The following is a 24,464-nucleotide window of genomic DNA, read 5'->3' as shown; positions in this document are numbered from 1 at the left end:
GAATGTTTCTGCATGGTCTTTTTTTACAGAAATTTTTGCTCGTCAATAAGCCGCTGAGTTCTTTTTAATGCATCACATTTTATTGAGGAAAATTGAAGGAGATTATAGACGTCTTCCGTATCGCTAAGGAAAAAGGGAGTCAATGAAATCATTTACATTGTAGTAAGCGTTCACTATAATGAAATTGAAAGGAGTGGTAATTTGAAGAGCATTAAATTAGTGACAATTGGTGGTGGCTCTAGTTATACACCGGAATTGGTTGAAGGCATGATATTAAGACAATCGAAACTCCAAATCAGTGAATGGTGGTTTGTCGATGTTGAATTAGGACAGGATAAATTAACAACGATTGTGGAGCTAGCTAAACGGATGGTTAAGAAAGCCGGACTAAATTGGCAAATTTATGGTACTTTAAATCGTCGTGAAGCATTGAAAGATGCAGATTTCGTTACTTCGCAATTTAGAGTAGGTCAATTAGATGCTCGTATTTTAGATGAATCGATTCCACTCAAATATGGGATGTTAGGTCAAGAAACGAATGGTGCCGGTGGTATTTTTAAAGCTTTTCGCACGATTGAAGCATATAAACCAATTATTGAAGACATGAAAGAGTTATGTCCTGATGCTTGGCTAATTAATTTCACTAATCCTGCTGGGATAGTAACTGAGGCTTTGATTAATCGCCTTGGATGGGGTAAAACGATTGGTGTTTGCAATATTCCGATTGGTCAGCAAAAAGCAGCGGCAGAAGTTTTAGACTTAGATGATAAACAATTAATGTTAAGACATGTGGGTCTCAATCATTTTCATTTTCATGAAGTGTGGGATCAAGATGGGCATAATCGCACGGATGAAGTGATTGAAAAACTATATGGGACAGAACGAGAGGATAAAGTAAAGGGTGTAAAAAATATTACCAGTCTTGATTTTCCGATTGAGCTTTTAAGAAGTCTTCATTTATTGCCATGTGATTATCATCGCTACTTATTTATTGAAACTGAAATGTTGGAAGATAGCATTCAACAATTTAAAGAAGGCACCGCACGTGGTGAACAAGTGAAAAAAATTGAAGAGGAGTTATTTGCTGTTTACCGCAATCCTCACACTGATGAAAAACCTAAACAATTAGAGTTACGTGGTGGCGCGTATTATAGTGACATTGCTTGTCAATTAATTGTCGCGATTGTTAATGACACTCATGAACAATTTACAGTTTCAACAGTAAACCGAGGGGTAATAGATTATTTACCAAAGGATTGTGTGGTGGAAATCTCAACTATAATTACAGCAAACGGTCCGATTCCATTAGCAGTACCAACCGTTTCACCCTTTGTTAAAGGGTATCTACAAATGATGAAGCAAATGGAATTGTTAACGGTTGAAGCGGCGATGACTGGCTCTTATGATTTAGCCTTACAAGCATTTATGATCCATCCTTTAATTGTCAATGATGCTAGAACACAGGTTGTTTTAAATGAACTATTATTGGCTCATGAATCATATTTACCACAATTTCATGACAGTATTGAAAAAATAAAAATAAAGGAGCAAAAACATGACTAAAGAGAAGAAACTTTATCAATTTCCTGAAGGGTTTTTATGGGGTAGTTCTACTTCTGGACCGCAAAGCGAAGGGACCGTTCCAGGTGATGGTAAAGGGATGAGTAATTGGGATTATTGGTTTAGTATTGAACCTGAACGATTCCATAATCAAGTGGGTCCAAGTCAAACCTCTACTTTTTATACTAACTACAAAAGTGATATTGAATTGCTTAAAGCAACAGGACACACTATTTTCCGTCCGTCGATTCAATGGTCTCGTTTAATCCCTGATGGTGTTGGTGAAGTTAATCGTAAGGCGGTTGATTTTTACCGTGATGTCTTTAAACGGATTAATGAAACGGGCGTTAAACTCATTGTCAACCTTTATCATTTTGACATCCCTTATGCTTTACAAGAAAAAGGGGGTTGGGAGACGAAAGAGACGGTTGAGGCTTATGAAAATTATGCTAGAACGTGTTTTGAATTATTTGGCGACTTGGTAGATACTTGGATTACCTTCAATGAACCGATTGTACCAGTGGAATGTGGTTATTTAGGCAATTATCACTATCCAGGAAAAGTAGATGCGAAAGCAGCGGTACAAGTAGCCTATAATACGCAATTAGCTAGCGCATTAGCGGTCAAAGCTTGTCATGAAACAAATCCTGAACATAAAATTTGTGTTGTGTTAAATTTAACTCCTGCGTATCCACGTAGTCAATCTGAAGAGGATGTAAAAGCTGCCCGTATAGCGGAATTATTCCAAACAAAGAGTTTCTTAGATCCATCCGTTTTAGGTGAGTACCCACGAGAACTTGTTGAAATTATAAACAAACATGGCTTAACACCAGATTATACTGATGAAGAATTGGCGATTATAAAAGAACATACAGTTGATTTCTTAGGCGTGAATTATTATCAACCATTAAGAGTTCAAGCTCGTACGACACCATGGGATGAAAGCCAACCGTTTATGCCGAACTATTATTTCCAAGGATATGATATGCCAGGTAAAAAAATTAACCCACATCGTGGTTGGGAAATATATGAACCAGGGATTTATGATATTGCGATGAATTTAAAAGAAAACTATGGAAATATCGACTGGATTTTAACTGAAAATGGAATGGGTGTTGAAGGTGAAGAAAAATTCAAAGTAGATGGGATGATTCAAGATGATTATCGTATTGAATTTATTGAAAATCATTTAATTGAATTACATCGTGCCATCGAAGAAGGTGCCAATTGCCATGGCTATATGTTATGGACTTTTATTGATTGTTGGAGTTGGCTCAATGCATATAAGAATCGATATGGGTTAGTAGAATTAGATTTAGAAACACAACAACGAACCATTAAAAAATCAGGACATTGGTTCAAACAATTAAGTGAACAAAATGGCTTTGAACGTTAGAAAGGAGTCATTAGCGTGGTAAATTTTGGCTTTTCTATTTATCCGGAAAATCATTCGGTCAAAAAAACCGAACAATACATGGATTTATTAAAGAAATATGGTGCAACACGAATTTTTATGAGTTTACTTCAATTAGAAACGGACGACACATCAATTTTTGATAAATATCAAGAAATAATTGCTTATGCCAATCAATTAGATTTAAAAGTAATTGCTGATATTAGCCCAAATTTTGTAAAACAAGCAGGGTGGGATCAAGATTTAATCGAAAAAGCCCATCAATTTGGTTTAAAAGGTCTACGCTTAGATGAAGCATTAGATATCGACGCTATTGTGGACTTAACCAAGAATCCTTACGGGATTAAGATTGAGTTAAATATGAGTACGGACGCTACTCTACTAAATAAATTAATTAAAGCTGGAGCAAAATTAGAGAATGTCATTGCATGTCATAATTTTTATCCCCATGAATTTACCGGTTTATCCGTTGCGCATTTTGAAAAGATGAACCAATTATTTAAGGAGGCAGGCATTGAGACGGCCGCCTTTGTCAATGCGCAAACCGCAACTGAAGGGCCTTGGCCTTTATCAGAAGGGCTTTGTACCGTTGAAGATCATCGCCACTTACCGATTGAATTACAAGCAGCGTTATTAATCGCGACCGAACATATTGATAATATTTTAATTGCCAATCAATTTATTACCGAAGAGGAACTTCAAAAACTGACCCAACGAATAAATGAAGAGGTAATGGTGCTCCCAGTGAAACCGCTCCTAGAATTAACTGAGTCGGAGCGTCAAATTATTGAAGAACCGCATGTTTATCGTGGGGATATCTCGGATTACGTTATTCGGTCGACGATGACACGGATAAAATTTGCCGACCAATCAGTTGCACCACGAGATCAAGTGAAAATTGTTCAACGTGGTTCAATCATTATTGACAATGATTTGTATACACGATATAAAGGTGAATTACAAATTGCTTTGAAAGTCTTTGAGGTAAGCGATAAAGCAAATGTCGTAGCTAAAATATTACCGGAAGCAGTGACTTTATTGGAATATTTAAAACCATGGCAAGCTTTCAAATTAAAAATAATGGATTAGGTTGCCAATAGAAGAAATAAGGTTTAAGCGAGTAGGCTTGAATTAAATCAGATCAAGAGTTGCAAAAGCATTTTACTTTGCATGCCAGTAAAAATAGTCATGATGGACTTGTATTAGATATGCTGAAGTGTTGATTAGGACATGAAGTTTTACATAACAAAAGAGCGCACTAAATAGCGTAAAACAATTTGTTTAAATAGTTAAATTTTATACTATATGAGGAAAAAGGTATAAGCAATTAGCAATGATGTATCTAAGCTATGTAGCAATGGTAGAGTATTAATTGTACTTACTTAATTAATCAAGTTGAGTTTCCTTATCGATACGGAAATAACCAGTTTTATTTTTCCTCAACGATTTGATATGATATAGTTGTAAAGGGTTTCGTATTCGAGAGGAGGTATGTATGCTTTCAAAAAAAGAAGTAAGTTTATTGGAATGCTTATTAAAGAATAAAACACATTATTTATCTAGTGCTGAACTTGCTAAAGAAATTGATACTAGCGATCGAACGGCTCGTAAATATTTACAGCAATTGGCACAAACGATTGCAGCTCATGGTGCTCGTTTAATCTCTAAACCCGGGAATGGTTATCTTTTAGAAATCACTCATGCTTTAGAATTTGAAATTTTTTGGCAAGAAACATTAACTTCCAAGAAGTCAATGACGGATATTACCCAAGTTGAAGAGTCAACCGATCGTCAGCATTATGTGTTAAATAAATTATTTTTTAATGATGCGCCATTGTTGTTTGATGATTTAGCCGATGAACTTTATATTAGTAAAACAACTTTAACCAATGTCTTAAACGATATTCGTCAACAGGTACAAGGCTATGGTTTACAATTGTTAAATAATAAAGATGGCATTCGAATTGAAGGGGTCGAGTCGGATATTCGTCATTTTATGATGGACTATTTCTTTATTGATACTTTTGATGATTCTATGTTTGCTTTTGTTGGTGGCACGTTGTTATCAGAGATTAATTTTGCTGAAATTACTATTGTAGTAATTGATGAGTGTCGAGATGCTTTATTAAAATTATCGGACTATGTTGTGCATAATCTGGTGTTACATATTGCCTTAATGATTAAGCGTATCCGCACGGGGTATTCAATCAAAGAATTTAAAGTTGCCCCAGATATTCAAAAATCCAAAGAATACGAAGTAGCTTTAAGAATTTTATATCGCTTAGAGACTGCTTTTAATGTAAAGTTTCCAATTGAGGAAGCGAATTATATAGCCTTACATTTAAAAGTTAAGCAAACTCAGTTAACACAAGAAGTTGATAAAAGTAAAGATGAACAAAATAGTCTAAATAATCAAATACTGAATGTTTTGGAAGCTATCTCTCAGGAAATCGAAATGAATTTAGTGACGGATACGGTTTTAATCAATGGCTTAACAGCGCATTTCCATCCACTGATCATTCGATTAAAGAATAAAATTCAATTATCAAATCCTTTAGTTGAAGAGATTAAAACTAAGTTTCCAGAAATATTAGCGATAACTAAAAAATATTTTGCTAAGATGCCATTATTAGAAGAACAAGAATTGTTAGATGACGAGTGGGCGTATATTGCAATCCATGTATTAGCCGCCATTGAACGTGATGTAAACCGCAATAAACTGCAGGTGCTGGTTGTATGTGCAACTGGAACTGGAAGTGCGATGATGCTGAAGAATCGACTAGAAAATGAGTTTGGAGGAAGCATCAAAATTGTGGATGTTGTTGGCTATTATGAAGTGAATGAAGAACGATTGAAAGGGATTGACTTAATCATTTCTTCAATTAACTTATCGAATTTACTGTTTTTAACACCGGTCGTACATGTGAGTGTCTTTCTAACTTCAGATGAAGTACGTGAAATTAGACAATATATTCGGACTAGCTCAACTCGTCAAAATGAACCCCATCAAAAAGTAGCTTTAGAAAAAATTAAAGCAGAGCAAATTGCAAAAGAAATTTTTAGTAAGGAAAAATTTGTTTATTTTGAAGAAATTATCGATAAAAATACCGCTTTAGAACAAATGATTTTATTACTTAATGAGGCCGAAAAACCTGATTTTAAAGATCAGATGATGCATCAATTAGGTTTACGTGAAACGTATAGTCCAGTAGTTTATGGAGAACGTTTAGCTTTTCCTCATCCAACAGTTCCAATGAGTTTAACCGAACAAGTCGTGGTGGGGATTTGTAAAGAACCATTATATTGGAGTGAAGAACATCCGTCTGTACGTTTTATCTTTTTGCTATCGCCATCAAAAGGTAGCAATGAAAAAATGAAGTACATTTCACCTTGTTTGGTTGATTTTGTTAATAATGAAATGGCACAAGCTTTGCTGTTACAACAACCAGACTATAAGCAGTTGGTGAATATATTTATTAGTTTATTACAAAAATAATTGGAGGAACAGAAAATGAAAAATATTATGTTAGTTTGTAATGCAGGAATGTCTACAAGTATGTTAGTAACAAAAATGGAAAAGGCTGCTCAAGAAAAAGGTATTGAAGCAACGATTTGGGCAGTACCTGTTTCTGAAGTTGATAGCGAAGCAGCAGCTAAAGATATTGATGTTTTATTAGTAGGACCACAAGTAAAATTCATGTTAAAAGAATACAAAGAAAAATTTGAACCTAATATTAAAGTAAGTGATATCAATATGATGGATTACGGTACGATGAATGGTACTAATGTTTTTAATTATGCAATGGAAATGATTGGAGAATAAGGATGGCAGAACCAAAAAATTTAGAACAAGTCATGGGGCTAATTATGCATGGAGGGGACGCTAAAGGAAAAGCAGTCGAAGCTATTCGTGCAGCAAAAGCAGGTCGATTTGAAGAAGCTAAGACTTTAATTGTTGAAGCAAATACTGCCTTGAATACTGCGCATAAATCACAAACAGCTCTATTAACGCAAGAAGCATCTGGCGATAATGTAGAACTATCTTTATTATTGATTCACGGCCAAGATCATTTAATGACAGCTTTAACATTTATTGATGTAGCTAAAGAGATTATTGAGTTACATGAAAAAATTGATCGATTAACAGAGGATGAGTAAGGTGGAAGTAGCAAAAGTATTAAATGTCCCAATTGAGGATGTTTTTGATGCCATTACACTATCATTTAAACAAGATTACTATGCTAATACTGATATTGAATTAGTAGATGAAGAAATTGTCGAAGGCTTAACGTATATAAAGAAATTTGGTCGTAATAATCAAAATAGTATCCGCTTGACGGTTAAAGAGTTTAAAAGACCAACACATTATTGCGTTGTTTATGGGTCTAACCAAGGTAAACAAGAAATTCAATATCAATTAAGAGCTATTACTGATAAAGAAACAGAAGTAACTTACATCCAAGTATATGAGCCGGCAGGAATTTTCCATAAAGCCAATGCTTGGATAATGGATAAAGTTTTTGCTGCAAGTGTGAAGAAGAAAATTGAAGCACAATTAACTGGTTTGGAATCTTTTGCTAAAACAACTAGTCAACAAATTAATACAAGAAAGTAGGCGAAGAATTGAAAGAAATAGTGTCAAATTTAAGATCCGATTTCCTATGGGGTTCTGCTTCAGCTGCGTATCAAATTGAGGGCGCATGGAATGAAGCTGGAAAATCACCCTCTGTTTGGGATGAATACGTCCGTATTCCTGGAACCACATTTAAGGGAACGACAGGAGATGTCGCAGTTGATCATTATCATCGCTATAAAGAAGACGTTGCATTAATGGCTGAAATGGGCTTAAAAGCCTATCGATTCTCCATTGCTTGGACTCGCATTTTACCGAAGGGACGCGGTGAAGTCAATGAAGCAGGGGTTAAATTCTATTCTGATTTAATCGATGAATTAATTAATAATGATATTGAACCTTTAGTTACCCTATATCATTGGGATTTACCACAATGTTTAATGGATGAATATGGTGGTTGGGAAGATCGTCAAATTATTGATGACTTTAATGAATATGCTTCAGTTTTATTCGAACGTTTTGGAGACCGTGTTAAATATTGGATTAGTTTAAATGAACAAAATGTATTTGTTAGTTTAGGCTACCAGTTAGCAATGCACCCACCAGGTGTAAAGGATACTCAACGAATGTACAATGTTAACCATATTGCTAATTTAGCAAATGCAAAAGTGATTAATACTTTTCACGATATGGTTCCAGATGGAAAAATCGGACCAAGTTTTGCTTATTCACCAAATTATGCTAAAGATAGTAATCCAATTAATGTGTTGGCGGCTGAAAAAGCTGAAAATATAAATGCCTATTTCTGGATGGATATCTATTTATGGGGACGTTATCCAAAATCAGCCCTTCGTTATTTAGAAGAACAAGGAATTACATTAGATATTCAATCAGGAGACATGGAGCTATTAGCATCTGCTAAACCTGACTTCTTGGGTATAAATTATTATCAAACTAATACTATTGCCTATAATCCCATTGACGGTGTAGGAGTTGGAAAAATGAATACTACTGGTAAAAAAGGTTCTTCTGGTGAGACAGGTGTACCCGGACATTATAAACGAATTGTCAATGAGTTTGTCGAACGGACGAATTGGGATTGGGAAATTGATCCAAAAGGTTTACAAGTAGGCTTACAACGTATTACGAGTCGTTATGATATTCCAGTGTTGATTACCGAGAATGGTTTAGGAGAGTATGATCAATTAACTGAAGATGGTAAAGTACATGATCAATATCGTATCGATTATTTACAAAGTCACGTTGCTGCTTTAAATGAAGCTGTGGCAAATGGGACGGAATTGTTAGGTTATTGTACGTGGTCGTTTACTGATTTATTATCGTGGTTAAATGGTTATCAAAAACGATATGGCTTTGTATATGTGGATAAACATGAAGTTGAAGAGGGAACTTTAGAACGCTTGAAAAAAGACAGCTACTATTGGTACCAAGAACTCATCCATTCTCATCAAACGAAATAACTATTTTATTCAATCTATTTTAACAGGACAAGCTATTAACGATTTAGTGTCAACGTACATTCAAATGCCATTAATGGGCTTATCACAAGGGCTTGGATCAGTTATCTTATTAACTTTCCTAGTTCAATTATTCTGGTTCTTTGGTTTACATGGACACAATGTATTGGCTCCAGTTATGGATGGTATTTACGGCGTAGCCTTAAATGAAAATACCGCTATTTATGAAGCAACTAAAGATATTGCTCAATTACCTTGGACTTGGACTCGTAGTTCATTTGATGCTTATGCTCAAATGGGTGGTTCTGGTGTTACTTTAGGATTAATTATTGCTATCTTCCTACTATCAAAACGTGAAGATCATAGAACAATAGCAAAATTAGCTGCGCCAATGGGAGTTTTCAACATTAACGAACCTGTTATATTTGGAATGCCGATTGTGTTAAATCCTCAATTTGTGATTCCATGGTTAATTGTTCCACCTATTTGTGCAACAATTGGTTACTTGGCAACCGCAGCAGGATTAATTCCACCTGTATTCTTAGCTGTTCCTTGGATTACACCTCCAGGACTCTTTGCTTATTTAGCGACAGGAGGTAGCTTCATGGCTGGTTTAGTTTCGTTATTTAACTTACTAGTATCCTTCTTAATTTGGTTACCGTTTGTTATCTCTGCTAATAAAGTGAAAGCTGATTAATATTATGGAGAAAAATGGTTCTACTTTTCTCATGGCTTTAGGTTTTTTCCTAGTAGCAGTGAGCCCATTATGGGGAAATAAATACTTGAACATTATCAATGGTTTAACATTAGTGGGATGTGGCTATTACTTTTGAGAAAGAAAAAATAATATTAATGATAGATAGATTAAATGATTATCAAAGAGACTGGGTAGAAAGTTTGAACTTCTGCCCGGTCTTCTTTCTTCATCTATTTTTAAAATAAAAAGAGCTTGATCACAGTTGTTTTGGGTCAAGCGTTCAGTCGATTGCTCATTTATACATTAAAAGAGATTAAACCGCATCTGTTTAGACGAGTTTAATCTCTTTTATTTGCATGAAGTAGGCATCTTCAGAAAATCATTATTTATGCACTATAAGCTCCCCACTTCGTTAATTTGGTGCGCTGTCGATAGTATTAGTCGGTAAAATGACTGGTGTCGTTATATTTTAATAAACGAAACTGTCCATCGATATATTGAACAACTGATACTGATGCATTATTTAAACGCTCTTGTTCATTGAAATCTGCTACTAAGCCATGTAATAAGTTTTGAATAGTTAATCCATGACTGACGATTAAAACATTTTGTTCTGTACCAGCATGACGATTTAACAATTCTAATAAGCCACTTTCAACACGTGTCCAAAATTGACGATAGTTTTCAGCATATTTATAAGGGTCTAATTCATGGACGGTGTTTAAAAAGACATCTGCAGTTAATTGGCTACGGTCTGTAACATCACTCACATTCGCAATATGTTCGCGGACATCACGCCATAATTGATTGGCATCGAGTCCTTCATAATAGCCAAAATGAACTTCCCGAAATTCGACCATTGGATGAATGGTTAATTCTTGTGCGTAATGATTTTCTTCTAAAATAATTTGCGCTGTTTCAATGGTACGCATTAAATCACTAGTATAAACCGCATCAAACTTTACGTTAGCTAATCCTTTACCACTGCGGTGGGTATCTTGAATCCCTTTTTCGGTTAATGGTGCATTTGCCCAACCCTGAATTCGCTCCAAGCGATTTAACATTGTTTCTCCGTGACGCATAAAATAAAAAGTAACTCCTGTAGACATATGCACTCTCCTTGTAAATAATAATGAGCATTTTTTTATTCTCGGGAAAATCTAAAAAAACCCGAAAGTTCATCTAATTACTTAGATATAATTGAATTATCATTTTAGAAGGAATCGAAGGGGTGAGAAGTCGATAATTACATGCAATGCGCTTCGTCAGCTCATTAGCATGGTGGGGGTGGGTGAGAAGTCGAAAAGTAAATGCTTTGTGTTTTGTTTGACTTCCTCGTATGGGTCAACCCCTGCGTTGTTGATTAATTTTAGCAAGTTATTACCTTGTCTCGTTAAAACGCCGTTTGACACCATTCAACCCCGAAACGATAAAATATTAAAACGCAATTTTTAACGTTTTGGCCAAGCTCATTTTGCTTAGTGGTTTATCGACTACTAACGTATATTAATTGCCTATTCCCTCAATGAATGATTTTTTTAATAGTTAACAATAGTATTATATCATGTTTACCAGAGCATTCAAATTTAAAAAGTAATGGTCTTAGAGTGCAAATTCGCTCTAATTATGGTATTGTAGTAGAGTATAAAAGACGAAAGGAGCAAGTCTATGGTGAATGAGCAACCGACGACTATCCAACGATTATTAAAGGTATTAGCGGTTAATCCCCAACGGAAATTTGGTAGTTATGCTGCTGAGTTATCCTTTTATATTATTTGGGCCGTAGTGCCATTATTATTAGCAATAGCCAATGTGATTGCTGTATTACCTTTTTCTTCAGATCAAATTGTTTCAGTCATTAATGATGCGATGCCTGCTGAAGTGAGTGACGTAATTGTGCCAATATTAGAAAGCTATATTGCGAGTACTAGTGTGAAAGCATTATCTCTGGGGTTAATTATTTCACTTTGGCCAGCCTCAAATGTCTTTAATGCCGTTCAACGTATTTTAAATACGATTTTTAAAGCCGAGCCACGTAAAAATGCTCTTATATCAAGAGGGTTTGCTTATGTGTTTACTTTAGCTTTAGTCGTTTTAATATTTTCACTAACATTGGTCTTTGTATTTGGTGAAACCATATTAAATTATCTCACCAGTACCTTTGGCATTGAGATTCCTTTTGTAGGTGCCATTTTACAAAATAGTGGCTTGATTGGGCTATTGAGTTTGTTTATTTTAATGTTCTCGATTTATCAGTTTATGCCGAATGTTAATTGGTCGCCAAAATACGCGAGTGTGGGTGCGATTATAGCATTGATTGGTTTTGGCTTGATCTCACAATTATTTACCGTTTATTTATCATTTAATAAAAATATCGACAGTAACAGTGCGATTGGAATTTTTATTGTGGTTATTATCTGGTTGTATTATAATATGATGGTTATCTCTTTAGGAGCCTATGCAGCGGTTCTCTATCATGATTATTGTGAACGTGATTATTTAGAAATGGTAGCAGAGACAACCGAAGTAGAGAAATTTCAAGCAAGAAGTCCACATTTTAAAACTTATCAAGCGGCAAAAACAGTGGCTCCACTTAAAATTACCAAACAAACGATTCAGGAAGAAGGATAAGATTTATGGCGAAAACAAGACGATTAGTCGCTTATCACGACAGTCGGGTAGATTATGGATTGATTTTAACCGTCTTAATTTTAGCTATTATTGGGATTGTCAGTGTTTATGCGACAACCGTAATGATTGATGGCGAAAATTTAAGAGCGACGTTAATGCATGCTTTATGGTATGCGGTAGGCGCAATTACTGTTATTCTGGCAATGCAATTTGATAGTGAACAATATTGGAAACTCTCAACCTATTTATATGGTTTTGGATTGCTGTTACTGGTCTTGGTCTTAATTTTTTATGACCGTGAGACAGCAGCAGAAACGGGGGCCCATTCATGGTTTAGAATTGGGGGCTTCTCGTTTCAACCTTCAGAGGTATTTAAACCGGCTTATATTGTTTTTCAAGCACGGGTGATTACTGAACATAATAATAAATTTACCAATCGGACAGTTAAATCAGACTTTGTGTTAATTGGGAAAGTATTATTATTTGCTTTACCGGCTTTAGTTTTAATTCAATTACAAAATGACTTGGGAACAAACTTGGTAATGTTATCCATTACCGCAGGGATGTTATTATTATCAGGAATCGCCTGGAAAATTATTATACCGGTCTTTTTATTCGTGACGATAACCGGTGGTGGCTTAATTTATATGGCGATGTATCATGAAGATATCTTATTTAAAATCGGCTTTATGCCTTATCAATTATCCCGTATTCATTCATGGTTAGATCCCTTTGGCGACACTCAAGGCGATGCGTTCCAATTATCACGAAGCTTATTGGCGATTGGTTCCGGAGGTCTAGTGGGTAAAGGAATTGGTGTTTCAGAAGTGAATGTACCGGTTCGTGAATCTGACTTTATCTTTACAACGATTGCCGAAAACTTTGGTTTTATGGGAGCCACTTTCTTATTATTCATTTATTTTGTCTTAATTTATCAAATGGTTCAAACTTGTTTTGAGACGAAAAATGAATTTTATACTTATATTGCGGGTGGCGTTATTTCGATGATTTTATTCCATATTTTAGAAAACATCGGCATGACGATTGGTTTATTACCGATTACCGGGGTGCCATTACCCTTTATCTCTCAAGGGGGATCGGCCTTATTAAGTAATTTAATTGGTGTCGGATTAATTATGTCGATGAAATACCATCATCGCAGTTATATGTTTGCTAACGACAATCAATTTGAGTTTTAATTTAACTATAAGATGCCTTTGCTAGTTATAGCGGGGCTTCTTTTTAGGAAAATGGAGGAATTTATTATGAAAAAAATGACAGATCAATTATGGGTTTTACAAGAAGCGGATCAGTATATTATCGGAATGACCCCTTGTTTACAAGAGGAAGCGGGTGATGTTTCTTATGTTAATATTGCGAATATCGGAGAAATCGAAGCAGATGATACTTTATTAAACTTAGAAGCTTCGAAAGCAGCAATTGAAGTTCCAAGCCCTTTATCAGGAAAAATTGTTAAAATCAATGAGGCTGCTATCGATAATCCCGCTTTATTAAATAGCGAAGATGCAAATGAGAATTGGATTGCCGTTTTAACGGATGTTGATGCTAGCGAATTTGAGGCCTTATAAAAGAGTGTGCCATGTTAATTATTGAAAAAGCGATGTTGCATATATTAGATAAAGATTCTGGTAACCTTTATCTATCCGATAATTTAATGAATTTAGAGGACGGTTATGTACAAGACTACATTAACCGTCTTGTTGTTAAAATTCAAAAGTCAGATTATAAGTTTGAAAGGTTAGGGAGAGATTCCATTATTTATCCGATGGTCACCGGAGAGCGTTCTTTTGAAGAAGTGACCCGAGATTTAGCCAATAAAATTTATAACATTATCGCACCAGCAGAAAATATTCCGGCTGCTGATTATTTGTTTTTTGAAGGTCGTGATGAATTAGAAGAGCATTATTTTGGTATCTTGCGTTTAGATTATCAGTCTTCATTTACTCATTTTCTTGAAGTAGAAGAAGGGATTAGTAATCAATTAATTCAAAATCATGCCATTTTACCAAGTCCAACGGCTAAACCATCCGAAGCTTTTATCTTAAATCGCGCCACCATGGTGTATCAATTAGTGGAAAAACGTTATGAGATTGAAGGGACGAAGCAACTCTATTTCTCTGAGCAAGTATTAGGTATCATGCCACCAGAACCCACTCCCACTCATATTAAGCAAATTCGACGCACTGTTAACTCGGTTGCTAAGCGTTATGACGAACCGGCTTATGAAGTAATGGCTACAGCTCAAAAGGTGATTTATGAGCAATTAGATGAATCCAATGAAATTGATAGTGAAGCCGTAATTGAAAAAGTCTTTGAACATAATACTGGGGCTTTAGCTGCCGCTAAAGAAGAAATTGCTGAGAAAGAAGTACCGGAAAAAATTGTCGTGACCAATGTACCAAAATATGAGAAGAAGTATAGTAAGCAAAAGTTTAAACTTGCTAATGGAATTGAACTATTCATTCCTATTGAATTGTATGATAATCCAGATATCGTCGAGTTCATTAATCAGCCGGATGGTTCCATTTCGGTTGTCATTAAAAATGTAGAGTCGATGATGAGCCGATTCAATGGGTAGTCATCCGAGTAGATTCAATGAATCCAATACAATTAAATAATAAATTTAAGTCCTGGGTAGAATCAATCTATCCAGGATTTTTTTGGGAGTGGGCAAGAAGTAGAAAATCAAATAATTTTCGCTTCGTTTGTCCATTTCTTTGTCTGGATTTAGGTGGCATTATAAATATTCTGCAATTATTTTAAGGCTTTTGCTCCACTGTTTTCCAAAATGGCATTTTAAATTAGATTACATAAAAAAGTAAGCAGACCTACCAAAAGTAGTATTTTAAAACAGCTCACTTAAATAAATAAGAGTGAAGTGACCCCATAAGACTAGATTTTCTTGTCTAACTTTTTGAGGCCACTACAAAATAGTATTAATCTAAAGAGGTCTTACTTAGCCATTGTAAAGCATCATCCAAAGGTGTCTTTGAATCGACATCAGGCACGATAGGAGTATCTTTATAATCGGTACCTTCATTACTTTTTAAATAGCCTGTCGCTAATAGAAGGTCCGTGTCGTTACTAAGGGCATACCCACTTAAAACGGAGGTATATCCGGCTGATGTTTTACCGAATAGTTTACTGTCAATCGTTGTAGCATCTTTAATCGCAATTGCCAGATATTCTGCCGCACTGGAGGTATATTCATTAATTAAGACCGCAACGGGAACATTTAATTGACTGAGTCGTTTTATGGCATAAGTATTCTCATAGTTATTGGCTACAGATAGGGTCGTATTGTCAATTTTTATGCCACCGATTTTTTCATCTTTATTATTGTAAAATGATAAGAGATTACCGTCAGGAAAAAGGAAGTTAGTCGTTGCAAATAAGATGGCATGTGAACCACCTGTATTATTTCTTAAATCTAGAACAATACCTTTTATATTTTGACGATTTTCTTCAATAGGATTCAGAACCGTTTCAGTGTATTTATTAAATTCCGTAGTAATATCAGTGCCATTGTTACTCACAGTGAAGAAATTATATGTTTCCGGCAAACTGATGTGAAGGATGCCATCTTCCAACGTTTCAACAGAAGGATATTTAAATAAATCGGGTTGATCTTTGTCAATATGAGAGGTTTTTTTAACAATAAAGGAATGCTTACCACCGACAATTCTTAACGCTTTAGTTAGTTCCAGCATCATCGAAGCAAAACTATTAAATTCTAAAGGCGATTGTTGATACTCATCATAATAGTCAATCCATGGCTGTTCATTATGGTATAAGCCTTCCTCATTAAATATCGCAAGTGTTTGATTATAAAATTCCGTTGGGGTGATTTCCGAAGAAGTTTCCGCCTCAATTATGATAGGACATAATAATCTGAAAGAGATTAATACAACCATTATGAGATTAATATATTTCATCATACTCTGAAATATTATTTGGTAAATAATCCATTTAAATTCATTATGATTCACTCATAACACCTCCGAAGTTATCAATTTTAGGATCACTCGTAAAAGTGGTACTATTTACTTCTTTATCACCAGAAGTATTAGCCATCGCAATCTTTATTTGCATTAAAATTAGGGTAATAAATTTCAATTTATAGTACTTCCTATTAAAAAATTTAACATATTTGGCAAAATTGTAAAGTGTTTTTTAATAATATCGATGGTATTAGTAAAAAGCCAGTTCGATAAAAAGGGTAAAGCAAGTTGACTGTATACAATCGAAATTTTAATCAACTGATAGAAATAATAAATGTAAAAGTTACTTTAATTCGGCTAGTTGCTTGTTTGCGATCGGCATGGAGCGAGTATTATCTATTTTGAAAATAGGAAGATTAAATTTATCGACGAAGATGAGCAGAAGAGACCATGACTTTTTCACTGAATCAATCTGATGTCTTTATCCAAAAAAATAAATTAATTTTCTTCTGTGATTATGGTTTTAAGATTCAATCATAAGGCGTATAATAGAGCATGAAGAATAAGGAGGCATGGGAAGATGACTTATTATGTAAAAGCAAAGGGCATCGTGTTAGAGCAGGAAGTAGTAGAAAATGCGTATTTAGAAATAAATGCGGGCAAGTTTGGTGAGGTTGTCAAAGAGGTACCAGCGGGTGCTGAAGTGGTGGATTATTCGAACTCTATCATTTCGGCAGGCTTAGTGGATACGCATATACATGGCTACAAATCACATGATGTAATGGATAATGATTTTGAAGGGATTAAAGTCATGTCGAATGGTTTATTAGAGTGTGGCGTTACCTCTTGGTTACCGACTACTTTAACCTCATCAGTAGAGTTGTTAAATGCGGTTTGTCAAACGATTGGCGAACATTATCAAGAAGTAGAAGGGGCCAAAATTAGAGGGATTTTCTTAGAGGGGCCGTTCTTTACTGAAAAATATAAAGGTGCTCAAAATCCTAAATATATGTCGGATCCGTCGATTCCCGTTTTAGATAAATGGCATCAATTATCCAATCAATTAGTCAATAAAATTGCGATTGCGCCGGAACGTAAAGGGGTAAAAGAGTTTATTGAATTTGCGAAGTCAAAAGATATTCATGTGGCATTAGCCCATAGTGATGCGACTTATGAAGAAGCGATGGACGCTGTCGATAATGGCGCGAATATTTTTATCCATACATATAATGGGATGAGTGGACTTCATCACCGTAATCCTGGCATGGTAGGTGCGGCTTTAAGTTCTGACGGCACCTTTGCTGAATTAATTTGTGATGGTCATCATGTCCATCCGGGTGCTGCTAAAGTAGTCGTAAAAGCGAAAGGACCTGAAGAAACAGTCTTAATTACTGACTGTATGCGCGCCGGCGGTATGGGTGACGGTGAATCAAAATTAGGTGAGTTTGACGTCATTGTTAAAGAGGGGGCAGCCCGTCTTAAAGAAGGGGGCAATTTAGCTGGCTCTATCTTAGAGTTAAAACAAGGTGTTAAAAATGTCTATGATTGGGGCTTAGTAGATGTCGCTGATGCTTTAAGAATGGCATCCTTATCACCGGCAAAATCAGTAGGAATCGATGATGTTTGTGGACGCATCGCACCTGGATTGGATGCGGACTTCATTGTAGTGTCGCCCGAATTAGTATTAGAAGCAACTTATTTAGATGGTGAAAAACGTTATCAGGCTTAAGAATAGTTGTCTTTTTATTAAAAATTAATTTTAAAAGGATGAAAGCTTGAATTCAAAGTCTTTTAGTGGCATAATAGGAAACATAAATCGACAAGTAACAAAGACATGGATGATTAGTGTGTGTTTTAGCGAGAGGCGGGTTGGTGCAACGCCTTAGATCCACTAATGATTTACCCCTTTGTAAGATGCTACTGCGAACTAAAGTAACGGTAGACGTCTGAGCGCGTTAAGCTCTTTAAGCATCAGCTTGCTGATGAAAATTGGGTGGAACCACGTCTTGAAGTCGTCCCATTGTGTATTGTAAAAATATGCAATGGGGCGCTTTTTATTTGTTGAAATAATATTTTGGGGGAAATATAAAATGGCGATGATTACCTTAACTTTTCCAGATGGGAATACAAGAGAATATGAACAAGGTGTAACAACTCGTGAAGTCGCAGAGTCAATTAGTAAATCTTTAGCAAAAGCTTCTTTAGCAGGCAAATTAAATGGTGAATTAATTGATTTTGAACGACCAATTATGGAAGATGGTTCCATTGAGATTATTACGAATAAGAGTGAAGAAGCATTAGAAATTTTACGTCACTCAACGGCCCATTTAATGGCGCATGCAATGACTCGCTTATTCCCAGGGATTCATTTTGGTGTAGGGCCAGCGATTGAATCAGGTTTCTACTATGATACAGATAAGGAAGAACAAATTACGGAAGAAGATTTACCAGCAATTGAAAAAGAAATGAAAAAAATCATTTCACAAAACTATCCAATTGTTCGTCGTGAAGTATCGCGTGAAGAAGCGCTTGAAATCTTTAAAAATGATCCATATAAAGTGGAGTTAATTAATGATTTACCGGCTGATGAAGTGATTACCGTTTATACCCAAGAAGATTTCACCGACTTATGTCGTGGGGTGCATGTGCCTTCAACTGGTAAAATTAAAGTCTTTAAATTATTATCATTAGCGGGTGCTTATTGGCGTGGTAACTCAAACAATAAGATGATGCAACGTGTATACGGGACTGCATTCTTTAACCAAGCTGATTTAGATGAGTTTATGAGATTACGTGCCGAAGCGCGTGAACGTGACCACCGTAAATTAGGTAAAGAGTTAGGCTTATTTATGATTAGTCAAGAAGCTGGTTCTGGTTTACCATTCTGGTTACCTAAAGGTGCAACTATCCGTCGTATTATTGAGCGTTATATTATGGATAAAGAAGTTGCTTTAGGTTATGATCATGTGTATACACCCATTATGGCTAAAGTTGATTTATATAAGACTTCCGGTCACTGGGATCATTACCAAGAAGATATGTTCCCACCGATGGATATGGGTGACGGTGAAATGTTAGTGCTTCGTCCGATGAACTGTCCGCACCATATGATGATTTATAAAGATGATATTCATTCATATCGTGAATTGCCGATTCGTATTGCGGAATTAGGTATGATGCACCGTTATGAAAAATCTGGGGCTTTATCTGGTTTACAACGTGTGCGTGAGATGACCTTGAATGATGCGCATATTTTTGTGCGTCCTGATCAAATTAAAGAAGAATTTACACGTGTCATTAATTTAGTTGAGGAAGTTTATCAAGACTTCAATATTACAGATTATCGTTTCCGTTTATCTTATCGTGATCCTGAAAATAAAGAGAAATATTTTGATGATGATGAGATGTGGGAAAAAGCGCAAAGCATGTTGAAAGAAGCGATGGATGACTTAGGCTATGATTATTTTGAGGCGGTTGGTGAAGCTGCTTTCTATGGTCCTAAATTAGATATTCAATTCAAGACGGCTATCGGTATTGAAGAAACGATGTCAACCATCCAGTTAGACTTCTTATTACCAGAGCGTTTTGATTTAACTTATGTAGGTGAGGATGGTCAAAATACTCATCGTCCAGTGGTGATTCACCGTGGGGTAGTGTCAACGATGGAACGTTTTGTCGCTTACTTAATTGAAGAGTATAAAGGGGCCTTCCCTACTTGGTTAGCGCCGGTTCAAGCGGTGTTATTACCGGTTAACTTAGATGCGCATGGTGATCGTGTTGAAGAGATTTATGAAGCATTACGTAATCAAGGTTTCCGTGTGGAAATGGACTTACGTAATGAAAAATTAGGTTATAAGATTCGTGAAGCGCAAACGTCTAAGGTGCCTTATCAAATTGTCATTGGTGATCAAGAGGTTGCGGATGGTACGGTTAATGTGCGTCCTTATGGCTCTCAAAAATCTGAAACGCTATCGTTTGAAGACTTTGTGGCTCGTTTGACAAAGGAAGTCGAAAACAAAAGTCGTAAAGCAGAATAAGATTAGATAAAGAGATAAATGCAAGTTGGACTTAGATCCATAATTAAAGAGTAATATAAATTGGTTTACTGTCATGAAAGAGCGATGATAAATGCAATTTTGACTATGATTCATTATTAAAAAGTAACGGCAACATCCTTCTGTCCTTTGGACATCCGGATTAAAATTTCTGAGGCACTCTAAGAGCTAAAGCTCAAGAGTGCTCATGCGAAATTTTTGCTTAACGTTACTAATAATGACTCATAGTCTTTTTTGCATTCACAACTAAAAAAGTAAAATGGGGAATCTAAGCAGTAAAACTTTCTAAGGAAAGTTTTTCAGAGTCACTCCCCTACGGGAAGTGTAAAATTGGGGTGGGTTATTTAATGGAGGCGGATCTGATTAGGTTAATTAGGGAGTAAGAAAATAGAATTAAACCCTCAATTTCACAATCATAGTATTTTCAATAGAACGGAAGGTGTTTTCAAGCACTTCGGTTAAAGTGGATGAAAGCATTACTTTTGGAGTTTCTTCACAATCTGGCAGCTAAATTGTGTTTGAAACATGAATTTTCATTTTCATAATGTCTCATTTTGAGACACGAAATGGGCCTATTTTGACAGATATTTTCATTTTCATAAAATTATGCGAACATAGGCACAAAAATTTAATAAATCTTAATAATGTGTCTCATTTTAAGACATAGTTTGTGATTGAAAATGAGGTTGGTGAAAATCGGAGAAAAACGTGAGGGTGTTTAGAAGAGGAAGAGGAAATTCACAAATTGAAGTAAATGATTAAGATTTATTTTTTTATATCTTTTTTCTGAAGTGCGGCTCCTTTTATCGAAATATTGACCTTCATCTATTAAAAAATGGAGTTTAGTTAAATTTTCATATTGCAAAGTATCTTAAAATCAATCTTTGACAACCCTTTCAATCTATAAGATAATTGAATTAATTATTAGCAGTTATTATTTTATATTATGAGGAGGGTATTATGAGTTATCGCTATACAATTAGTATTGATGTGGGGACGACGAACTTGAAGCTGGCTCGTTTTGATCATCAGTTGCAATTTGAGGAGGAATGGGCCTATCGTTATCAAGAGATTCGTTCGGATGGTTTGCATTATGAATTAAGTTGGTCTGAGATGCAGGTAGCAATTTTAAGGGGCTTACGTGAATTGAAGCCAGAGTCTAACTATCGCATTGTGTTAACAACAGCGATGCATTCCATTTTATTGAGGGATGATGAGTATCATGATTTGACAGGGATTGTGACATGGGCGGATAAGCGGGGCCATCAAGAATTATCTTTAATCGATGATGCGTTCAAAGAGGACTTGTACTTATCAACCGGTACGCCGATTCATAGTATGAATCCTTTTTACAAATTGTATTATCATTTACGTCAGCCTGTTTGGCATTCGGTAGCTAAAATCTATTCGATTAAAGATTTAATTTTTGAATTTTTGACGGGTGAATGGTGGATAGATGTTTCAAACGCCAGTAGTTCGGGGCTATATGATAGTCAACGTGGCCAATGGAGTGAATTAGCGCTAGATAAATTGCAGTTAAACTTAGCTCAGTTACCGTTAGTCAAGGAATGTAATGCTGCGGCACCTTTATTAGCTGAATTTGACTTAGGTCAAGCAGAGGTGGTGATTGGAACGTCTGATGGCGTGTCATCAAGTTTTGTCTATCGTAGTTTTAACGACTATGCGGTTCTATCTTTTGGGACGAGTCATGCCGTTCGTGTCATAGCGAATGAGATGAGAGTGGATCTTGATTCCATGAACTTTAGTTATATCATTGATCAGCAACACTATTTAATCGGCTATCCTAGCAATAATGCAGGCAATGTTTTAGATTGGATTTGTTCGGTGTATCAAACGAATTTTAAAGAGTTGGAGGCCATTATTAAGACTAAAACACCTAGTAATTTAGTCTTTTTACCGTTTTTAAATGGGGAAAGAGCGCCCTTGTGGGACGAACAGGCAGTCGCAAAATTCATTGGTTTAGAGCGCCATCATCACCGTGAAGACTTATTAATGGCAATGGTTTGTGGGGTGTTCTATAACGTGCGTCATAATGTCGAAAATTTAAAAGCTTTACATCCTTTTAAAGGTATCGCTTTGACTGGTGGTTTGACTTATTCTAGAGTATTAGTTCAATTATTAGCAGATATTGTGGGATTACCAATTTTAGTACCAAAAGACAATGCAGCGGAACGCTTAGGAACGATTATGTTGGTGGATGATTTAACGATTCCGATTGCTTATGAAGAGATAGCACCCGATTTAAATCGTCATCAAGTATTCAATCTAAATTTCCAACATTATTTAGCTGAATTGCCATAAAATTAAGCGCCTGATTCTAAACTGAACCGGGCGCTTAATTATTAAAGTAAAGGCGTAATATGCAGACGAAAAATTTCAATTCAACTATTAGAAATAACCGTCCTAATTGGCCGTTCATTTTAATATATTAGAATGAGTATCCTAATTGATAATTATTTTTAATTTTTAAAAATGCCTAGTTATAATCACAATTACTCTAGGTATTGCCATCAAATAGCACCACCGTGCCATTTTTGCTTCACTTGTGCCAAGAATAACTCCATCTCACTTGATAGTACGTAAAGACCCAATTCAGCAAAATTTACAAAAAATTATTGACGGTAGCTCATTATTGATTGACGGTGATTCCCATCATTCTGCCTCGTCAAATTGAATTTCTAAGTGAGGCGAGAAGAGGTCGTAGTCATCTTCAAAGGTTTCTGTTACAAAAATACATTGTGGTTGGAATTGCTCTTCTATTTCGCTAATACGTTGGGTTAAATCTTCGTAACAGACGTGTTCAATATGATTACGTTGTTCTGGGATGGTGATAATTTGCGAGTGCTGTTGGAAGGGCAGTTTTTCCAATTTTAAGCAAATGAAAGGCGTTTTTTGTCCGTACTCATAGCGGAGCAATAAGCCAATACGTTTGACAGGTAAGAGTCCTAATTCATTGAGTTGATCTTCAATTGCCATTAATTTGGTAAAATAATCCTCACTTAATATATGACCATCAAATGGCTCGATCCAATAATGAGCCTCATCTAATACATAGTGTAAGGCGTGTTGTTGATGGATTTCTTGTGAGTGTTCAATTTCCTCCTGGATGTAATTGATATAGTCTAATTGTTTTTGTGCTTTGGCAATTTTGGTTTCTACCAAGGCTTTAGCATAATTAATTAAGTCTTTTAAGGCGATCGTTTCACCTTTTTCATCGAGGTATCGTTTTAAATCTTTAAGTGGTACATCATTTTCAGTGCATAATTTAATAATTTGAACTAAGGTGACTTGAGCTAAACTATAATAGTGATAGTTATTATCCGGATTGACATATACCGGTTTTAGGATACCGATGGATTGATAATAACGCAAAGCTTTAACATGGGTTTGTGATATTTTACCTAATTGACTAATCGTTAATAAATACTGTTTCATCGGATACTCCTTTCTTTCAGTTGTTGATTATAACTATAGTATACTGTTATTGTTGCCTAAATGTCTAAATAATTTATTAAAATGTCGACTTTTATTTGAGTTTTAATAATCAAACCGATATAATAATATCATTATTAATCGTATTTTAAAGGAGTTAGCAATGAAGAAATTTTGGATTCTGCTCACAGCCGTTTTATTGTTGGTCGCTTGTAGTCAAGAATCGTATTTACCGTTCATCAATTTCGACTCTGCATTTGATACGAAAACACGATTCGAGAAAAAATATCAAACCAATGTGCAAGCGATAGAAGGGACTCCCTTTGATTATCTTGAATTCGAGAGCGGACAGCAGATTGGTCAAGCAATTGATGGTAGTGTCAATTTTATCAGTTTACCTAATATTACGGTAGCTGAACTTGAACAATTATCATTGGATTTTCGTTTGTTGGATTTTGATAATGCACTATTAAGCGAAAATTGGTATTTATTTGAATCATTTGATATAGCGGGAGTTTATATGAAAGTTATGGATGAGCAATTATATCATGTCATTTTAATTAAGGATGCAAGTTTACTTGATAATCCAGCTTTTCATGAATTGTTTAAAATTGAGTATGAGTAATCATTAACTAATCCTC

The 24,464-nt window shown here is 35.5% G+C and carries 20 protein-coding genes and 1 pseudogene; 17 read left to right on the top strand and 4 right to left on the bottom strand.

From position 1 onward, the window contains the following. The first annotated feature begins 201 nt into the window (after window positions 1–201). From B5D12_RS06930 to B5D12_RS06890, 9 genes and pseudogenes are all read left to right on the top strand, one after another. Complete coding sequence (locus B5D12_RS06930; protein ID WP_078756136.1) at window positions 202–1,563, top strand: 6-phospho-beta-glucosidase; 1,362 nt, start codon at window positions 202–204, stop codon at window positions 1,561–1,563. After that, entirely contained in the window at window positions 1,556–2,956 is a 1,401-nt protein-coding gene (locus B5D12_RS06925) for a glycoside hydrolase family 1 protein (protein ID WP_078756135.1), read from the top strand. Before B5D12_RS06930 ends, B5D12_RS06925 begins: the two co-directional genes overlap by 8 nt. Window positions 2,957–2,971: 15 nt before the next feature. Continuing rightward, the gene (locus B5D12_RS06920; protein WP_078756134.1) at window positions 2,972–4,063 is read left to right on the top strand and encodes a DUF871 domain-containing protein; all 1,092 of its coding nucleotides are present in this window, start codon (window positions 2,972–2,974) and stop codon (window positions 4,061–4,063) included. 406 nt (window positions 4,064–4,469) lie between these two features. Next, window positions 4,470–6,470 carry a BglG family transcription antiterminator gene (locus B5D12_RS06915; RefSeq protein WP_078756133.1) on the top strand — a complete coding sequence of 667 codons (2,001 nt, stop codon included), beginning with the start codon at window positions 4,470–4,472 and terminating at the stop codon, window positions 6,468–6,470. A gap of 15 nt (window positions 6,471–6,485) precedes the next feature. After that, window positions 6,486–6,797 carry a PTS sugar transporter subunit IIB gene (locus B5D12_RS06910; RefSeq protein ID WP_078756132.1) on the top strand — a complete coding sequence of 104 codons (312 nt, stop codon included), beginning with the start codon at window positions 6,486–6,488 and terminating at the stop codon, window positions 6,795–6,797. A gap of 2 nt (window positions 6,798–6,799) precedes the next feature. Further along, a complete protein-coding gene (locus tag B5D12_RS06905; RefSeq protein WP_078756131.1) occupies window positions 6,800–7,132 on the top strand; it encodes a PTS lactose/cellobiose transporter subunit IIA in 333 nt (110 codons plus the stop codon). 1 nt (window position 7,133) lies between these two features. Then, window positions 7,134–7,589, top strand: a complete 456-nt coding sequence (locus tag B5D12_RS06900; RefSeq protein ID WP_159443885.1) for a DUF3284 domain-containing protein — start codon at window positions 7,134–7,136, stop codon at window positions 7,587–7,589. Between the two features lie 8 nt (window positions 7,590–7,597). Then, complete coding sequence (locus B5D12_RS06895; protein ID WP_078756129.1) at window positions 7,598–9,028, top strand: glycoside hydrolase family 1 protein; 1,431 nt, start codon at window positions 7,598–7,600, stop codon at window positions 9,026–9,028. A 16-nt stretch (window positions 9,029–9,044) separates the two neighbouring features. After that, a pseudogene (locus B5D12_RS06890) lies at window positions 9,045–9,722 on the top strand (PTS sugar transporter subunit IIC); the annotation flags it as partial. A gap of 437 nt (window positions 9,723–10,159) precedes the next feature. Here the strand turns inward: B5D12_RS06890 and B5D12_RS06885 are convergent. Next, window positions 10,160–10,831, bottom strand: coding sequence for a histidine phosphatase family protein (locus tag B5D12_RS06885; protein WP_078756127.1), 672 nt, complete (start codon window positions 10,829–10,831; stop codon window positions 10,160–10,162). Between the two features lie 559 nt (window positions 10,832–11,390). Between B5D12_RS06885 and B5D12_RS06880 the strand changes: the two genes are divergently transcribed. From B5D12_RS06880 to B5D12_RS06865, 4 genes are all read left to right on the top strand, one after another. Continuing rightward, window positions 11,391–12,353, top strand: a complete 963-nt coding sequence (locus tag B5D12_RS06880) for a YihY/virulence factor BrkB family protein (protein ID WP_078756126.1) — start codon at window positions 11,391–11,393, stop codon at window positions 12,351–12,353. A gap of 5 nt (window positions 12,354–12,358) precedes the next feature. After that, window positions 12,359–13,552: an FtsW/RodA/SpoVE family cell cycle protein gene (locus B5D12_RS06875; RefSeq protein ID WP_078756125.1), complete on the top strand. Its 1,194-nt coding sequence runs from the start codon at window positions 12,359–12,361 to the stop codon at window positions 13,550–13,552. A gap of 66 nt (window positions 13,553–13,618) precedes the next feature. Next, complete coding sequence (locus B5D12_RS06870) at window positions 13,619–13,942, top strand: glycine cleavage system H family protein (protein WP_078756124.1); 324 nt, start codon at window positions 13,619–13,621, stop codon at window positions 13,940–13,942. A gap of 11 nt (window positions 13,943–13,953) precedes the next feature. Then, entirely contained in the window at window positions 13,954–14,952 is a 999-nt protein-coding gene (locus B5D12_RS06865; RefSeq protein ID WP_078756123.1) for a nucleoid-associated protein, read from the top strand. A 358-nt stretch (window positions 14,953–15,310) separates the two neighbouring features. On the opposite strand, the gene B5D12_RS06860 is transcribed toward B5D12_RS06865, so the two are convergent. Both B5D12_RS06860 and B5D12_RS10195 read right to left on the bottom strand, forming a co-directional pair. Beyond that, complete coding sequence (locus B5D12_RS06860) at window positions 15,311–16,363, bottom strand: S41 family peptidase (RefSeq protein WP_078756122.1); 1,053 nt, start codon at window positions 16,361–16,363, stop codon at window positions 15,311–15,313. Next, window positions 16,353–16,490, bottom strand: coding sequence for a hypothetical protein (locus B5D12_RS10195; protein ID WP_159443884.1), 138 nt, complete (start codon window positions 16,488–16,490; stop codon window positions 16,353–16,355). The genes B5D12_RS06860 and B5D12_RS10195 overlap by 11 nt, the downstream gene beginning before the upstream one ends. 405 nt (window positions 16,491–16,895) lie before the next feature. On the opposite strand from B5D12_RS10195, the gene nagA reads away from it, so the two are divergent. The 3 genes from nagA (at window position 16,896) to B5D12_RS06845 (ending at window position 22,692) form a co-directional block, all read left to right on the top strand. Next, window positions 16,896–18,044: an N-acetylglucosamine-6-phosphate deacetylase gene (gene nagA / locus B5D12_RS06855; protein WP_078756121.1), complete on the top strand. Its 1,149-nt coding sequence runs from the start codon at window positions 16,896–16,898 to the stop codon at window positions 18,042–18,044. Between the two features lie 367 nt (window positions 18,045–18,411). Next, complete coding sequence (gene thrS / locus B5D12_RS06850) at window positions 18,412–20,352, top strand: threonine--tRNA ligase (protein ID WP_078756143.1); 1,941 nt, start codon at window positions 18,412–18,414, stop codon at window positions 20,350–20,352. A 978-nt stretch (window positions 20,353–21,330) separates the two neighbouring features. Then, window positions 21,331–22,692: an FGGY-family carbohydrate kinase gene (locus B5D12_RS06845; protein WP_078756120.1), complete on the top strand. Its 1,362-nt coding sequence runs from the start codon at window positions 21,331–21,333 to the stop codon at window positions 22,690–22,692. Window positions 22,693–23,043: 351 nt separating this feature from the next. On the opposite strand, the gene B5D12_RS06840 is transcribed toward B5D12_RS06845, so the two are convergent. Next, window positions 23,044–23,826: a MerR family transcriptional regulator gene (locus tag B5D12_RS06840; protein WP_078756119.1), complete on the bottom strand. Its 783-nt coding sequence runs from the start codon at window positions 23,824–23,826 to the stop codon at window positions 23,044–23,046. 160 nt (window positions 23,827–23,986) lie between these two features. On the opposite strand from B5D12_RS06840, the gene B5D12_RS06835 reads away from it, so the two are divergent. Continuing rightward, window positions 23,987–24,448, top strand: a complete 462-nt coding sequence (locus tag B5D12_RS06835) for a hypothetical protein (protein ID WP_078756118.1) — start codon at window positions 23,987–23,989, stop codon at window positions 24,446–24,448. The last annotated feature ends 16 nt before the right edge of the window (window positions 24,449–24,464 follow it).

Source organism: Globicatella sulfidifaciens DSM 15739 (genome assembly GCF_900167405.1).
Classification (GTDB): domain Bacteria; phylum Bacillota; class Bacilli; order Lactobacillales; family Aerococcaceae; genus Globicatella; species Globicatella sulfidifaciens.
Note: the sequence above shows the minus strand (reverse complement) of the source record. Positions and strands in the feature narration are given on the sequence as shown.

Excerpts from the sequence above, each read along its gene's own strand:
- thrS (WP_078756143.1), top strand. The coding sequence starts at position 18,412 with ATGATTACCTTAACTTTTCCAGATGGGAATACAAGAGAATATGAACAA.
- B5D12_RS06885 (WP_078756127.1), bottom strand. The coding sequence starts at position 10,831 with ATGTCTACAGGAGTTACTTTTTATTTTATGCGTCACGGAGAAACAATG.
- B5D12_RS06915 (WP_078756133.1), top strand. The coding sequence starts at position 4,470 with ATGCTTTCAAAAAAAGAAGTAAGTTTATTGGAATGCTTATTAAAGAAT.
- B5D12_RS06835 (WP_078756118.1), top strand. The coding sequence starts at position 23,987 with ATGAAGAAATTTTGGATTCTGCTCACAGCCGTTTTATTGTTGGTCGCT.
- B5D12_RS06910 (WP_078756132.1), top strand. The coding sequence starts at position 6,486 with ATGAAAAATATTATGTTAGTTTGTAATGCAGGAATGTCTACAAGTATG.
- B5D12_RS06925 (WP_078756135.1), top strand. The coding sequence starts at position 1,556 with ATGACTAAAGAGAAGAAACTTTATCAATTTCCTGAAGGGTTTTTATGG.
- B5D12_RS06880 (WP_078756126.1), top strand. The coding sequence starts at position 11,391 with ATGGTGAATGAGCAACCGACGACTATCCAACGATTATTAAAGGTATTA.
- B5D12_RS06905 (WP_078756131.1), top strand. The coding sequence starts at position 6,800 with ATGGCAGAACCAAAAAATTTAGAACAAGTCATGGGGCTAATTATGCAT.
- nagA (WP_078756121.1), top strand. The coding sequence starts at position 16,896 with ATGACTTATTATGTAAAAGCAAAGGGCATCGTGTTAGAGCAGGAAGTA.
- B5D12_RS06865 (WP_078756123.1), top strand. The coding sequence starts at position 13,954 with ATGTTAATTATTGAAAAAGCGATGTTGCATATATTAGATAAAGATTCT.
- B5D12_RS06840 (WP_078756119.1), bottom strand. The coding sequence starts at position 23,826 with ATGAAACAGTATTTATTAACGATTAGTCAATTAGGTAAAATATCACAA.
- B5D12_RS06845 (WP_078756120.1), top strand. The coding sequence starts at position 21,331 with ATGAGTTATCGCTATACAATTAGTATTGATGTGGGGACGACGAACTTG.
- B5D12_RS06875 (WP_078756125.1), top strand. The coding sequence starts at position 12,359 with ATGGCGAAAACAAGACGATTAGTCGCTTATCACGACAGTCGGGTAGAT.
- B5D12_RS06870 (WP_078756124.1), top strand. The coding sequence starts at position 13,619 with ATGAAAAAAATGACAGATCAATTATGGGTTTTACAAGAAGCGGATCAG.